Annotated in this window: 13 protein-coding genes, 1 tRNA gene and 2 pseudogenes; 8 read left to right on the top strand and 8 right to left on the bottom strand. The window is 33.4% G+C overall.

All coding sequences use genetic code 11. The features are described from left to right. Window positions 1-235 precede the first annotated feature (235 nt). The 3 genes and pseudogenes from ltrA (at window position 236) to EJB00_RS01965 (ending at window position 3,027) form a co-directional block, all read left to right on the top strand. Window positions 236-1,783, top strand: a complete 1,548-nt coding sequence (gene ltrA / locus EJB00_RS01970; protein WP_135352711.1) for a group II intron reverse transcriptase/maturase — start codon at window positions 236-238, stop codon at window positions 1,781-1,783. Continuing rightward, window positions 1,780-1,908, top strand: a pseudogene (locus tag EJB00_RS06335) (Rpn family recombination-promoting nuclease/putative transposase); the annotation flags it as partial. The gene ltrA and the pseudogene EJB00_RS06335, both read left to right, overlap by 4 nt. Before the next feature lie 105 nt (window positions 1,909-2,013). Continuing rightward, a complete protein-coding gene (locus tag EJB00_RS01965; RefSeq protein WP_015588409.1) occupies window positions 2,014-3,027 on the top strand; it encodes a hypothetical protein in 1,014 nt (337 codons plus the stop codon). A 5-nt stretch (window positions 3,028-3,032) separates the two neighbouring features. Here EJB00_RS01965 and dcd read toward each other — a convergent pair whose 3' ends face one another. Together dcd and EJB00_RS01955 are read right to left on the bottom strand one after the other, a co-directional pair. Then, window positions 3,033-3,590, bottom strand: coding sequence for a dCTP deaminase (gene dcd, locus EJB00_RS01960; RefSeq protein WP_006012513.1), 558 nt, complete (start codon window positions 3,588-3,590; stop codon window positions 3,033-3,035). Between the two features lie 71 nt (window positions 3,591-3,661). Next, window positions 3,662-5,119, bottom strand: coding sequence for a TrkH family potassium uptake protein (locus EJB00_RS01955; protein ID WP_135352866.1), 1,458 nt, complete (start codon window positions 5,117-5,119; stop codon window positions 3,662-3,664). A 118-nt stretch (window positions 5,120-5,237) separates the two neighbouring features. Between EJB00_RS01955 and EJB00_RS06330 the strand changes: the two genes are divergently transcribed. Beyond that, a complete protein-coding gene (locus EJB00_RS06330) occupies window positions 5,238-6,578 on the top strand; it encodes a hypothetical protein (RefSeq protein ID WP_015588406.1) in 1,341 nt (446 codons plus the stop codon). 102 nt (window positions 6,579-6,680) lie between these two features. On the opposite strand, the gene EJB00_RS01945 is transcribed toward EJB00_RS06330, so the two are convergent. From EJB00_RS01945 to rpsB, 5 genes are all read right to left on the bottom strand, one after another. After that, complete coding sequence (locus EJB00_RS01945) at window positions 6,681-7,697, bottom strand: substrate-binding domain-containing protein (protein ID WP_135352867.1); 1,017 nt, start codon at window positions 7,695-7,697, stop codon at window positions 6,681-6,683. Window positions 7,698-7,890: 193 nt separating this feature from the next. Then, complete coding sequence (gene frr, locus EJB00_RS01940) at window positions 7,891-8,448, bottom strand: ribosome recycling factor (RefSeq protein WP_015588404.1); 558 nt, start codon at window positions 8,446-8,448, stop codon at window positions 7,891-7,893. Between the two features lie 7 nt (window positions 8,449-8,455). Beyond that, the gene (pyrH, locus tag EJB00_RS01935; RefSeq protein WP_015588403.1) at window positions 8,456-9,199 is read right to left on the bottom strand and encodes a UMP kinase; all 744 of its coding nucleotides are present in this window, start codon (window positions 9,197-9,199) and stop codon (window positions 8,456-8,458) included. Further along, a complete protein-coding gene (tsf, locus tag EJB00_RS01930) occupies window positions 9,183-10,028 on the bottom strand; it encodes a translation elongation factor Ts (RefSeq protein ID WP_041581370.1) in 846 nt (281 codons plus the stop codon). Before tsf ends, pyrH begins: the two co-directional genes overlap by 17 nt. Further along, window positions 10,025-10,840 carry a 30S ribosomal protein S2 gene (gene rpsB / locus EJB00_RS01925; protein ID WP_135352868.1) on the bottom strand — a complete coding sequence of 272 codons (816 nt, stop codon included), beginning with the start codon at window positions 10,838-10,840 and terminating at the stop codon, window positions 10,025-10,027. The genes tsf and rpsB overlap by 4 nt, the downstream gene beginning before the upstream one ends. 181 nt (window positions 10,841-11,021) lie before the next feature. On the opposite strand from rpsB, the gene EJB00_RS01920 reads away from it, so the two are divergent. From EJB00_RS01920 to glmS, 3 genes are all read left to right on the top strand, one after another. Beyond that, window positions 11,022-11,098, top strand: a tRNA-Asp gene (locus EJB00_RS01920). 130 nt (window positions 11,099-11,228) lie between these two features. After that, window positions 11,229-11,642 (top strand): preprotein translocase subunit YajC, encoded by a 414-nt coding sequence (gene yajC, locus EJB00_RS01915; protein ID WP_006012489.1) that lies wholly within the window; start codon window positions 11,229-11,231, stop codon window positions 11,640-11,642. 8 nt (window positions 11,643-11,650) lie between these two features. Further along, window positions 11,651-13,462, top strand: coding sequence for a glutamine--fructose-6-phosphate transaminase (isomerizing) (gene glmS, locus EJB00_RS01910; protein WP_015588399.1), 1,812 nt, complete (start codon window positions 11,651-11,653; stop codon window positions 13,460-13,462). 257 nt (window positions 13,463-13,719) lie between these two features. Here the strand turns inward: glmS and EJB00_RS01905 are convergent. Beyond that, a pseudogene (locus tag EJB00_RS01905) lies at window positions 13,720-13,873 on the bottom strand (IS481 family transposase); the annotation flags it as partial. A gap of 212 nt (window positions 13,874-14,085) precedes the next feature. Here EJB00_RS01905 and EJB00_RS01900 point away from each other — a divergent pair. Further along, window positions 14,086-14,832: a hypothetical protein gene (locus EJB00_RS01900; RefSeq protein ID WP_015588398.1), complete on the top strand. Its 747-nt coding sequence runs from the start codon at window positions 14,086-14,088 to the stop codon at window positions 14,830-14,832. Window positions 14,833-14,991 lie beyond the last annotated feature (159 nt).

Below are 14,991 nucleotides of genomic sequence, written 5' to 3'. Positions count from 1 at the left end.
ACCTAACCCACTGTTGTATGACAGAAGGAACAGGGTAAGCCTGTATTTTCGCCTACATGGCAAGCAAACCGCAAGGAATGCTGATGGAAGTGCAGGTAAAGGAGAATGGAGAAAGCGAATGCCATTTTGTAACGAAATGGATAGAATTTGTAACATTAATTCGCGTGAACGAGCAGACTTCCGTTTGTTCCCTCGTGACAAGAAACTTTGTTAACCACTTAAGGTAGGAAAGCAGATGATTACAAGTAAACCTGTAAGTGCATCTACCGAAAGCTTTGAAGCATGGAAGCAGTTGCCATGGAAGAAATGCCAGAAAGTTATTGTGAGGCTACAAAGACGTATTGTTAAGGCTGTCCAAAAAGGAAGATGGGGTAAGGTAAAAGCTTTACAACATCTTCTCACACGCTCTTTTAGCGGAAAAGCTTTGGCTGTTAAGAGAGTAACTGAAAACCAAGGAAAAAACACAGCGGGTGTAGATCGTCAATTATGGTCAACTTGCAATGCTAAATTTCAAGGAATAAAGCAGTTAAAGCAAAGAGGATATAAACCTTCTCCGCTAAAACGGATTTATATCAGTAAATCTAATGGCAAAAGAAGACCTCTTGGAATACCATCGATAAAAGATAGAGCCATGCAAGCATTATATCTGTTTGCTCTGGAACCGATAGCTGAAACAATCAGTGATCGTCACTCCTATGGCTTTAGGCCTAAAAGATCCTGTGCAGATGCTACAGTAGCTTGTCATTTGTTACTGGCAAGTCGTAATCAACTACAATGGATACTTGAAGGTGATATCAAAGGATGCTTTGACAACATTAATCATGAATGGCTTATGAAGCATATTCCTATGGAGAAGAAAATTCTGCATAGTTGGTTAAAAGCTGGCTTCCTAGAATCGAAAACTCTGTATCCCACAACTGCAGGTACCCCGCAAGGTGGTATAATTTCTCCAATACTAGCCAATTTAGCCTTAAACGGACTTGAAAAGTTATTGGAAAGTCGATTTGGTAAACTCGGCAGTAGAAGAAGAAACAAAATCAGAAGTGGAGTGAACGTAATCAGATACGCAGACGACTTTATTATTTCAGGTTTCACACATGAAGTACTGGAAAATGAAGTTAAGCCTTTAGTATCATCTTTTCTTCATGAGCAAGGTTTAATTCTTTCAGAAGAGAAGACAAAGATTACATCTATCACAACAGGGTTTGACTTTCTTGGTTGTAATGTACGTAGATATAATAAGAAGTTAATTATTAAACCTTCGAAAGAAAGTATTAAAAGACTTCTTAATAAAGCACGTACATTGATAAAAGCAAATATAGCGAACACTCAGGCTATAGTAATTAAGTCACTCAACTCTCTACTGAGAGGATGGGGAAATTACTATCACCATGTGTGTGCTAAAAAAGCGTTTAGAAAGATCGACAATGAAATTTGGCATAGTTTATGGAAATGGGCAAAAAAAAGACATCCTCGTAAAGGATTACGTTGGATAAAGAATCGTTACTTCAAAGTAATGGGTCAACGCCAATGGGTCTTTGCTGCACCCATATGCAAGAACAAACCAAAAGAGATACGGTATTTAAGACTGCTTAAGCTGATTGATATACCTATCAGACGACATGTTAAAATCAGAGCGGATGCAAATCCCCTTGACTTAAAATGGAAAAAGTATTTTGATGAGAGAGTGAAACGAACAAGAATGTTAGCAAGCTCTTTCTCAAGAGAAGGTTCTCTACTGTTGGTGTCACCATTAAGAATGATGTTTCCTGAGGAATCATGAAGGACAAGCCGGTTCTAGAAAAGAAGAACTTAGATAAGGGGCTCAAGCGTAGTGTGGGGAAACCTGCATGCTGCGTTTCTAAGGGAGGGGGTAGTAGTAATACTGCTTCCTTACCTGACCATCTATAGTAATTAGAAGAAAGAATGAAAAAGTACAGAAGTAGAAATGTGAGTTGACAAAATAAGAGAAATATAATATATTGACGATAATGAGACTATTTAAAATTAATTATGCCGGTAGTAGTAAATACACCAGGTAACATACAAAGAACGTCAAAATTAAGAGATATTTTACTAGCCCCTGTGAGGTGGCTAGTCATTGGTTTAGCTGTAGTATTACTCATAGCATCTATTGTTCTTGTTCTAGCATTAATTCTAGTCGCTCAAGCATTGAGTAAGCTATATGTTCTTGCAGGAGGCAAATTACCGGAATGGTTAGAGCAAAGAATTGAAGCATTTATGGAGGCAGCACGTATCCCACAAACAACGCATGATACTAATGTAAATGATGCAATTAATATTAACGTTCAAAAGCTAAAAGAAAACTATGGCGAGCCTGATGTTGATGATAAGTTTATAGAGGAAATAGAAGGATTTATTGATCAGTTAGAATGCATAGCAAATGGCACACAAAAAGCTTTAGATAAAGATCAACTCACAGCAGATGAGAAAAAACATGCACTTGAGTGCCTAAAGCGTATAAAAAATGACCCTGATTCACATAGTGGAAGTGGATTAAGATTGAAGCAAGTTTTAAGTTTGGTTTGGAAAGCTTGTAAGGATAAAAATAAAAAAAGTACTGATAATAATATAGATATTAATACCCGCATATCACAGAGAAAATATCAACTGGTTAAACATTTAGTAGAATCGCAAACAGAATACGGAGTACTTGTTGGCAGTGCATGTTTTACTGGTACCTTTAACAGTATTGTCTCTTCCTTGTACACTTTTGAAGAGTTTTCCTTTTTGCAAAGAGCGGATAAGGCTACTGTAAAACAAGAATTTCAAAATGAGCTACAAAAAAAAGGTGAAGAATTATTTAATCAGCTTGCCAATGATGAAGAAAAAAAAGAAGTTGCAAAAGCTTTAAGTAATCCTTCTACAAATTTCTTTATTAGCTTTATAGAATCATTTAAAAATCACTCTGCACGTGCAGTTTTAGGTGATAAAAAATGTGATGAACTAATAAAAGAAAATTTTGCTAATCTTCAATACAAAGAATCAATATCTAGCTTTATCTAAAGTAATCACTTAACTAACGGCAAAGTGATACCATGTTGATTCATATATTTTCCTTTCATATCATCATATGACTTCTCACACTCACTTTCGCCGCTTAAAAACACAAATTGACATGCTCCTTCATTAGCGTAGATTTTTGCAGGAAGTGGAGTAGTGTTAGAGAATTCAAGTGTGACGTGACCTTCCCATCCAGGCTCTAAAGGTGTGACGTTTACTATAATACCACATCTTGCATAAGTTGATTTACCAACACAAATTACCAGTACATTCCTTGGTATACGAAAATATTCCACCGTGCTGGCAAGTACAAAACTATTTGGTGGAATTATACATACATCTGTTTCCTTATCTATGAAACTATTCTCAGAAAAATTCTTGGGGTCTACAATAGCTGAATTAACATTAGTAAAAATCTTAAACTTATTACTAACTCTTGCATCATAGCCATAAGATGATAATCCGAAAGATACAACACCCTTACTGCTTTTATGATTCACAAAAGGCTCTATCATTCTAGAGTTTTCAGCCTTTTCCCTTATCCATTTATCTGGCATAACTGCCATAATTGTCCTTTAAAGTTTTGTAATACTTATAATAATATGTAATAGAATTTAAATGTAAACCTGAATTAGCGTTACACTCTGGAATGGCAAAGTTTCCAGTATAAACTACCTATACAAAAATAAATTGGCAATATTTCAAGCCTGCCAAGCAGCATCAAAAACGATAGAAATAGCTTTACTCCACCACTAAAGGAGGAATAATTACCTGAAGGACCTATTAGGTTACTAAACCCTGGGCCAGAATTTGTAAGCATTGCAGAAACAGAGCTGATGCTAGTTATAAAGTCCGCATTGCTCAAGTAAGACATCACTATTGATGATATAGTGAATGTTAACATGTAAATCGCAAAAAACGTAAAGACGGATTGAACTTCATCATTTTCCAGTATTTTACCATTGAGTTTTACTCTATCGCTTTCACTTGGATTTAATAAAGAGCTAAAGTAATTCCTTATAGATTTTAGAAAAATGACTAAACGGAAGATTTTGATTCCACCACTAGCAGAACCACCACATCCACCAATAAAGGCTAAAAAGAAAGCTAAGACTGAAATAAAGCTCCAATTCAAGTAGTTGCACATTACATAGCCAGTTGATGTGATAAAGGAGGTAATGGTGAATGTGCTGTACCTAAATGATAAAAATACTCCTAAGTCAAAATTTTTATATAACCAAAAACAAGCAAGCAAAGATGAGATAACAACTATCTTAATAAAGTAAGAGACCTGTTCATCATAACAAACGTCTAATCGTCTTATAATTTTTAAATAGCTCAGAAAAGGTAAAGAGCCTAAAATCATAAAGATAATTGTTATGACTTCCAATATAGGGTTATTGTAGTAGCCTATAGAATCGTTATAGTTAGCAAATCCACCAATTGATACAGCGGACATTCCGTGACATACTGCGTCAAATAATGGCATGCCAGCTAGATAGTACGAAAATATGCACAATAAAATTAGGCAGTAATATATTTCTGCAATATGTATTACTACGCTTCGCGTATGTGGTAACTTTCTTTTAAGAGCATCTGAGTACTCAGAATAGAGTAAATTATTTAAGCTCAAAACCTTAAATATGGGAAAAATTGCAATTCCTACTGTAATTACTCCAAAACCACCTATACCGTGCAGCATTGCTCTCCACAGTAGTATCCCCGGAGATTGTTGCTCGATGTAACTTAGAACAGTTGCTCCTGTGGTTGTAATCCCAGATACTGCTTCAAACAGTGCATCAATGTAGCTTAAACTATCAAGATAAAATGGAATAGCTGCAAATAGAGATAATGCAATCCAGGTACAACTGGTAATCGCAAAAATTGCCGGCATTCCATGTACCCTATTTAGTTTACCCAGTAGAATAAAAATCGCACTAAATGTGCAGGTAACTATAAATCCAACCAGAAAATTTTTCCATTCGTAACCTAGATAATTATTAGTAATAGCAGGAATAAGCATTGCTACGCCAAACAACAATAGAAAAATTCCCACAATAAACGCAATTGAACGTAAAACTTGCAGATTTTCCATAGACAGTACTGTGAAAGCTATATGTTATTAAAACTTCAACCGCTTTGCTAATTTTTTCTCTTGACTTGATTATAAATACGTATAACTATAGCGCTAAATTTGCCATAAGAGGTAAGGTGTGTTATTAACTGAAAGACAAAAAAACATTCGAGATTCATTAATTAGTGAAGCTATAAAGGGCAACTTTGAGAGTATAAAAAATAATTACGATAGTGATGTACAAAAAGTTTTGGAAAGCAAATTGCCTAGCGATGTACAAGAAAAGTTTAAAGAGGATTTACCTAACCCTTGCACCACTTTAAAGTTTATTACGTTCCAAAAAAATCAAAAAGAAATTAACCAATATAAGCAAAAAATTGAGAGTGCTTCAAGTGGTATAGTTATGAAAGAAGCAAAAGGGAGTAATGATCCAAATGTTAAAAAAATTCAAGATTTATTATATTATGCAGTCCAGCAGAACAATCTTAAAAAGGTTCAGAACATACTCAACAGTAATCCTAATAGTGATGTACAAAAAGCCTTGAAAAGCAAATTTTCTTACAATTACACCATCTTAGATTTTGCTATTTTTACACAAAAAAAAGAAGGAGATATCATTAAGGCACTTTGGCAGAAAGCTGATCAAGAAACTCGTATTCTCCTTAGTAATAGTGCAATCAAATTAGCTAATAAGAGTTCAGATTATGATGTTAAAAATTTATTCCAGAAGTTAAGGATTACAATAGAAAGTACACCGAAAAAGCCACTAGAACAAACTTATGAAGAATCTAATCAGAAAAATGGTATTTGTGGTAGAGCTATACAAAAAGTGGAAAATTTAAAGAGAATAAGTGATCTTCACTACAAATTACGTCAAGCAATAGATTATCTGGATGTTAAAAAAGTTAAAGCAGTATTAGAAGATTGTGATACAAATCTAGCAATGATTTTAAATAGACCTATACATTCACAGAGCAAAACTACCCTTTTACTTTATCCTCTGCAAGTTGGTCTTAATAAACGATATATAGGTGATGGTGAAAGATTGAAACAAGAAGATCTGAGAAATATAAAAGAAATTACTAAACTTCTTTGGGATAAAGCTTCTCCTGATATTCGCGATTTCTGGTTTAAATTCCATCAAGATCAACAAGAAGAAAGTACAAAAGACACAAAAGCAACCTTTGAAGCTCATTTGAAAAACGCTTCTCCTGATATTCGTAACTTGTGGCTTAAATATCAAAGAGTGCCTGAAAATCAAGATGCAGCTGTAATAAAACTTCTTAAAGGTGAGCAACAACGACATGCCAAGATAGATAGTGAGAAGTGGCTTGAAGATTTTATTCAAGAAGTTAAGGATTACACAGAACAAAAAAGCATAGAAGAAAACCTTGAAATAGCTACAGAGAAACCTACAACAAAATCTGTTCTACAAGACGCACAACTTTCTCAAATAAATAGAACTTGTTGTATTTTATAGTAAATAAGTTCTTAGGAAATCTAAGCATGATAACAATAAAAACAAGAAATTTAAACGTTCTATTGTTAACCTAGTATCCAGAATAAAAAAATATCAAAGTCATCATATTATATCACGAACCTTTTCCAAGACTTTTTTCATATTTTCGCTTGAAAGTGGAATTAAGCCAAGCCTAGATAAATATCCACCTTCAGTACTAATAGAGTCTACAACTTCTCTAATGAATTCCCTTAATCCATCAACAGTATCTAAGTGTTCTTTCTTTATATAAAGATATAAAGGCCTTGCTAACATATACTCCCCCGATGATATATTTTTATAAGTTGGCTCAATTCCTGCGATTGTGCTTCCTTGAATCTCATCTTGGTTTTTCGCTAAAAAGCTGAAGCTAAATATTCCTAAAGCATTTTTATTGCTCTTCAATTTTTGTATTATTATGTTTTCATTAATTCCAACTTCTATATATCTTCCATCATCTCTGATATTACTACATGCTTTCTTTCTTTTTTCTTGGTCTTGATAATTCTCTTTGAAAATCCTTGAGTTCATGCATGAATATTGATCAAGCATAATAAAATTAATCAAAGTTTCATGTGTACCTGTATTTTGATGTGGACCATAGATTTTAATTTCTGTTTTTGGTAGAGCTTGATTTACATCAGACCAAAATTTCTTGTTATTCTTTACTAATCTATCATTGTCTTCAGAATATGAAGATAAAGTTTCAAACAGGTCATTTTTTGTAAAATCAAATCTATGGCTTTGATTTGAATTTGCAATAACAATTCCATCATAGCCAATTATGATCTCTATTACTTCATTCACTTTATTTCTTTTACATAATTCTCTCTCTACTTCCTTCATAGGGCGAGATGAAGTAGTGATATCTGGTGTGCCTTCCCCTATTCCTGAACAAAACATTTTGAACCCTGATCCACTTCCTATCGATTCTACAACTGGAGTTTTAAAGGAAAATATACGGCTGAATTCTTCAGATATAAATGAGATAAAAGGAAAAACAGTTGAAGATCCAACAATTCTGATATATCTTCTAGCATCAACATTTGACAATGGGATGAGTAATACAAATGCAAAAATAAGGAAAAGGCGTTTCAGCATCGTTTTCGCTCAAGAGTGTAAACTTAATTATCGTAATAAAAAATCAAACTGAAAAGCTTTTTTTCTAGATTTCAAAAGGTATAACGATCAAATGTGTGCGTAATGATGAGATCTGAATCACAGCATTCATACAACTGTATCTATATCGAATCCTCTTATGTTTTTCAATACTGAAAAATTCTTTCATATTAACTTAATGATGCAATATATCCTTTTCTTTAATAGATAAGTCATCATCGACTTTTTTTACATTATCATCAGTAATGTTTTGTATTTCCTTTTTGGCAACATGAAAATCATCTTCTGAGATTTCCTTATTTTTCTTCATTTCCTCTATTTCTTCCATAACATCTCTGCGTATATTTCTAATTGCAACTCGTGCATTTTCAGAAAATTGATGCAATAATTTCACTAATTTTTCACGAGTTTCTTGTGTTAAGTCTGGCAGAACTATACGTATAGTATTTCCTTCAACAACAGGATTTAAATTCAGGTTAGCATTGATTATCGCATTTTTTACTTCACCGATAACAGTAGCATCCCAAACTTTAACTGATAGAGTTTTGTTATCTATAGCTGAAACGCCTGCAACTTGGTTCAGTTTTTGATGTCCACCATAGATATTTACAACTATACCATCAAGTAATGATGAGTTAGCTCTACCAGTACGTACACCTTTCATATCATCATGAAAAGACTGAATAGTTTTTAGCATTCTTTCTTTTGTTTTAGCTTTTATTTCGTTTAACATAAATTACCTAATGTTTATAATCTGAGACTATAGTATAAGTACCTTGACCTTTAATAATATTGACCATTTTTTCACTTTTCAAAGAAAAAACTACTATTGGAATAGAATTTTCACGAGCAAGTGAAATTGCTGACGCATCCATAACCTTCAAATCACGAGTTAACAAATCTGTGTAAGAAAGCCTATCGTACATTACAGCATTCTCATTTTTTTTTGGATCAGCAGAATACACGCCACTTACTTGCGTACCTTTTAAAATAACATTACAATTCATTTCAACAGCGCGTAAAGCTGCAGCTGTATCCGTAGTAAAAAATGGATTACCCGTTCCTGCTGCAAAAATTATCACCCTGCCCTCTTCTAAATGATGAATAGCCTTCCTTCTTATATAAGGCTCACATATAGTAGTCATAGGTATAGCAGACAACACCCTAGAGACTATAGAGCTTTTTTCTAAAAAATTTTGCAAAATTAAAGCATTAATGACAGTACCAAGCATTCCAATATAATCACTGCTTGCTCTCTCACAGCCACTTAAAGATGCTGATGCACCACGAAAAATATTCCCACCACCAACAACAATACAAACTTGAACTCCGAGATTACAAACTTCAACTATGTCTTTGGATAGTTTATCTATAACTTCCATATCATGGCCAAATAGCTTTGATCCCATCAAAGCCTCCCCAGAGATTTTAAATAACACTCTGGGGTATTTTACTTCTGAAGTTTTGTTACTTATTTGCACCATCCAAAGTAAGTAACTTATAATTAGCTAATTTAACAGCACTTGATTCTATAAAATCAGCAATCTTCATTTTATCATCCTTTATAAACTTCTGCTCTAGCAGAACAACTTCTTCATAGTATTTAGCCATTCGTCCATCTACTATTTTTTTCGCTACCTCTTCAGGTTTATTTAAGCTCTTTACTTGCTCCTCAATTATAGAACGCTCATTGTTTAATTTTTCTTGATCTAAATCATCTATAGATAAAGCTTCAGGTTTCATAGCAACTACATGCATAGCTATTTGCTTTCCAATCTCTTGTGTATCATCAGATGATTGCAATGCTACTAAAGCACCAATCTTACCTAAGCCAAGCATATCACCATGTACATAGCCAGCAATAATCCCATCCTTAATCTCTAGGTAGCAAAGATTGCTTAACTCTAACTTCTCACCAAGAACCGATGTACCACTCATAATAGCTTTCTGCACTGTACCAACATCTTCATATTTGGCATTTTTTAACTCATCAAGACTAGTACAACGTTCTTGACAAGCAATTGATGCTAAATTTGAAACTAATGTTATGAACTTCTCATTTCTAGCAACAAAATCAGTTTCACAATTGACTTTAACCAATACACCATAATTTTTAGCCAAGCACATAGCAATAAGCCCATCCGAAGCTACTCTATCAGACTTTTTGTCAGCTTTAGCAAATCCTATTGTACGTAACCTATCAACGGCTTTCTTAATATCACCATCACACTCTTCTAACGCTTTCTTACAATCGCTTAAGCCAAGCCCTGTTCTATCGCGTAATTCCCTTATACTACTTGAATCCATCTTCATTTACTTACTATTACCTCCCTTTCTATTTCAACCTTAATACGCTTCTTTTTAGTTTGCACAATATCCTCTTCTTTTTCTTGAATAAGCTCATCATCCTTAACTCTAGACCTTGTCAAACTAGACTCTATTCCAGCTAATATAGAATCAGCAACTAATTTACAATAGAGCTCTATTGATTTTCTTGAATCATCATTTCCTGGTATAGGATAGGCAATACCATCTGGGTCAGAATTGGTATCAAGTACTCCAATTACAGGAATACCCAGTTTTTTAGCCTCTTTAACCGCTATATGCTCTTTGTTAGTATCAATAATAAATAAAATATCAGGAACTGCTCCCATTTCTCTAATTCCACCCAATTCTTTATCAAGCTTTTTTCTTTTCTTTTCAATGTTTCCTAATTCTTTTTTTGTTAAGATACTATCTTCATCATTCAATATTTTCTCATATTGTATCAAAGTTTTTATCGAAGAAGAAACAGTGTTCCAATTAGTAAGCATACCACCAAGCCATCGATCATTTACATAATACTGACCACAACGAACTGCTTCACTTGCAACAATATCTAAAGCTTGAAATTTCGTACCAACAAATAAAATGCGACCATCTTGAGATGCAACATCGTATAAAGCTTTCATCGCCGCCTCTAACAATGGTAATGTTTTCCGTAAGTCTATTATGTGTATACGATTCTGTTGATGTACACCATATATATATGGGGCCATTTTCGCATTCCAGCGACTAACTTTATGGCCAAAATGCACACCAGATTCAGCTAAATCACGTATAGTGACTTTAGGCAAATTTGTCATAGTTATTCCTCCAAATAGTTTATCCTCCATGGCATAACCCTAACGGGACTACTTGCATAAGCCATGTGTGAAATTAAGTTATTTACATAGTAATAAAAAAGACAAAAAAGCGCAAACAAAAAATATTGACAAGTAGCAACACGTTGATTAGCTTTAAGATTACAAACGTTAAAAAGCAATGGGGGGTGTAGCTCAGTTGGTTAGAGCGCATGCCTGTCACGCATGAGGTCGTGAGTTCAAGTCTCATCACTCCCGCCATTACAGCAGAAACACCTTAAAATTCTTTAAGTTTCTTATTAATTTGAATTAATTTCTTTCAGAGACTTGACATGATATTGTAATTGCTGCTTAATCTATTTAATTTTATCGTTAATAATTGGGATTAAATATGTTCATTTCTGAGGTTTTTGCGGCAGATGCGACTAACAATGTATCAGCATCTGTTGCTAGCTTTATTCCACTCATTTTAATATTTGTAGTATTTTATTTTCTCATTATTCGCCCCAATCACAAAAAACTAAAAGAACATAGAAGGATGATAGATCAAATAAAACGTGGTGATACGGTTATTACTTCTAGTGGAATAATAGGTGAAGTAAACAAAGTTGACGAAGTAAATGCACAACTAATACTAGAAATAGCACCAAAAATTGAAATAAAAATCCTAAAGTCTGCTATATCTGAAATCTTAAATAAAGAAATTCAAAAGCCAGTAGCTAAATCTATTGAAAAAAGCAAAGTTGAAAAGAATGGCAAGAAAAATAAACTAGAGGAAAGTAAAAAAGACAAAAATGCTTCATAATTTAAGAAGTGTGTGGAATATTAGGTATAGTAAGTAGCGATGATTCAGTAATACCAACTTTACTAACCGCGTTGCAAAAATTGGAATACAGAGGGTATGACTCTTCAGGTATAGCAATTATAAATAATAGAGGTAAGATAGAAGTCAAAAAATCAGAAGGTAAAGTTGAAAGATTATGTGAAGTTGTTCATGAGAGCAAGATATCTAGTAGCAAAGTTGGTATAGCACATACTCGTTGGGCTACACATGGAGTTCCAAATCTTAAAAATGCTCATCCCATTTATATAAATAATGTTGTTGTTGCTCATAATGGCATAATTGAAAATTACAATATATTAAAAAAGGACCTGGAGGAAAAGGGAGTATCTTTTCATACCGACACTGATACAGAAGTAATACCAAACATATTAACTGCATATCTTAATGAAGGATTGTCACCAGTTGATTCTATATTACAGTGTCTAAACAATTTACAAGGTTCACTTGCTTTGGCTTTATTATTTGCAGAATATCCAGATACTTTATTTGTTGCAAAAAGAAATTTGCCTTTAGCAATAGGATATAACTGTAATAAAGTATTTGCTGCCTCTGATACTAATGCTTTGAGTTCATTTGTAGAAAAAATATTGCATTTAGAAGATAATGATATTGCAGTAATAAAATCTAACGAATTTAGTATATATAATAATGGTACACAAGTTAAACGCAGAACAGAAAATAGCAGTCCAAGAAATTTTCTAATTAGTAAAAATGGTTACCCTAGCTTTATGCTAAAAGAAATTTTTGAGCAACCGTATGCATTAAACAAAACAATAAATCAATTTTATAAACAATATAAAGAAATCAACAAAGAATTATTTTCTGAACTAGGTTACATTACTATAGTTGGATGCGGTTCATCCTATTTTGCTGGACTAATAGCAAAGTGTTGGCTGGAAAGTATTGCTCAAATTCGGGTATATCTAGAAATCTCGTCAGAATTTAGGTATAGCAGCGTCAAGCTCGAAGAAGGTAGTATTGGCTTATTCATTTCTCAATCTGGTGAAACTGCAGATACTATGGAAGCACTACGTTATGCGAGATTGCAGAAACAAATGATCATTAGCATAATTAATACATTTAATAGCAGCATAGAAAAAGCCTCAGATATTGTATTGCATACTCTTGCTGGACCTGAGATTGGTGTTGCTTCGACAAAAACCTTTTCTACGCAGCTTGCAATTTTAGCATGCTTTGCTGTAGAACTTGGAAAAATAAAAGGTATACTGGGTAGAGAGAGGATAAAGGAACTAAGCGGTGCTATTAATTCTATTCCCGAACATGTTGAGCATGTTTTGAATGTGATGGAAATACAACATATATCAGGCAGTATATTAGAGCACAATAATATAATTATAATTGGGAGAGGAAGCTCATATGGAGTTGCAATGGAAGGTGCATTGAAGATAAAAGAGCTTTCATATATCAACACAATTGGTATTGCAGCGGGAGAAATGAAGCACGGTTCTATCGCTTTGATAGACTCTACTGTACTTGTTATCGCAATTATTCCTTACGATAATTTATTCTTTAAAACGCTATCCAATATACAAGAGATTATTGCAAGAAAAGGTAAAGTAATTGCCTTTAGTGATAAGCAAGGAGCACCGCTCTTAAAGGGAATTTGCATAGATGTGGTGCAACTTCCAGAAGTTGACAATTTTGTTTCTCCAATTATCTACAGTGTTGCTATGCAATTTCTTGCTTATTCTATTGCAGAAAAAAAAGGGTTAGATGTAGATTGTCCGAGAAATTTAGCTAAATCTGTCACAGTTGAGTAACTTATTTAAAGTGAGTTGCTAATTAACAGCTCTAATTGTCAGTTATAAATTACTGAATTTTACTAATAAATTCATTAGCCCTCTGCGAAAGAATATGTAACTAATGTAAGGATGAAAGAGGCTAAAATCCACGCCTCAAATTAACAAGATTTGCCATTATGGTTACCAGACACAACTTAACCTAGCAAGCAAGAATTAACTAACAGAAAAATTGAAAACTAATATCAGTCTCTTAATGTAATGCTACCAATATTTTTCTAAAAAGCAATATGTTTTCTATTCAGGAAAGTCTACATCGCCATAACAATATTTACTAGAATGAGGTCTTGTCTCACTGTAAAAACGCAACCAATGATCAACGTCTATCTGAAGATCTTCTAATAAATTGTAGATTGTTTTACAAAAAAAGAGGAGTAAATGAGAGTTCAGTAACTTGATTATAGAGTTGTACTGCCTTTCCATATTGAAGCAAGTTGTTATTCCATCTCAAACCATAGCACAAAGTAAATACGTCAATTTACACTAAAATTATCTGTTTATGAGTTATATTATGTAAAGATACTATTTGACCTTGAGCTTTAAAGATATTATGTAATAGCATTATTTAATATGCGAGGTTTATTATGGTTAAAGTAAATGCAGGTGAAAATGCAAAAAAGCTCAAAGAAATTAAATTTCAGCTTATGTCACCAAAAAAGTCCAAAAGCAGTCAGTCTATGTCACCAAAACGGAGTCAGAATTCTGGTGAAAAGCTATGGAATGCATTAGAATCATTAGAAGGTGCAAAAGCAGAGTTAAAAAAAAGAAAATTTGAAATAGAACTAAAAAAAGACGATGACATATCAGACGAAAGAATAGAAAAAGTAGTGGAATTGGAAAAGAAAATAGAAAAAGAGGTAGAAGAAATAGCAATGCCAATATCAATGTTACTACTTAAGGAAACAATAATAAAATTACAAGGAATAAAAATAATAAATTTTGTTAAAAAAGTAGAAAAACAAGCAAAAGAAATGCAAGAATTATGTAATAAACTAGAATTCAATGCTGAAATAAAAGAAGAAGATCTAAATAAGCTCAAGGGCATAAAAAAAGAATCAGAAAAGTATTACAAAGAGTTAGTAAGCTGTACGTCTAATGCGAACCCGATAATGTTGCACACTGCTGTTATTGGTGTTGGTCTTGCTGTTGGGCTGGTAGCAAGTACTGTACTTGCACATACAACTAGACTAAGTCTGTTAGCAATAATTGTCATAGCCACAGCATCTGCACTCGTATCTGGTGGTGCTACATATGAAGCACTAAGACCTAATACTAAAGTAGATGAATCAAGAGAATCATATATAAGTAGCACTAGTCATTCACTTCCTTAATCTGATGGATAAAATTTTATTAATTTTTTTTAAGTTGCTTCTAAAAGGAGAAGGTCAATGATGTTCTCCTCACTGATTTGGTTAAAATGCAGAAAACGCCTATGTCAAAATTTACACAGATGTTAAGTGCTGCCACTAATTCCCAGTTAGTACAATTTG

It is taken from the genome of Wolbachia endosymbiont of Drosophila mauritiana (assembly GCF_004795975.1).
Taxonomy (GTDB): Bacteria; Pseudomonadota; Alphaproteobacteria; order Rickettsiales; family Anaplasmataceae; genus Wolbachia.
Note: the sequence above shows the minus strand (reverse complement) of the source record. Positions and strands in the feature narration are given on the sequence as shown.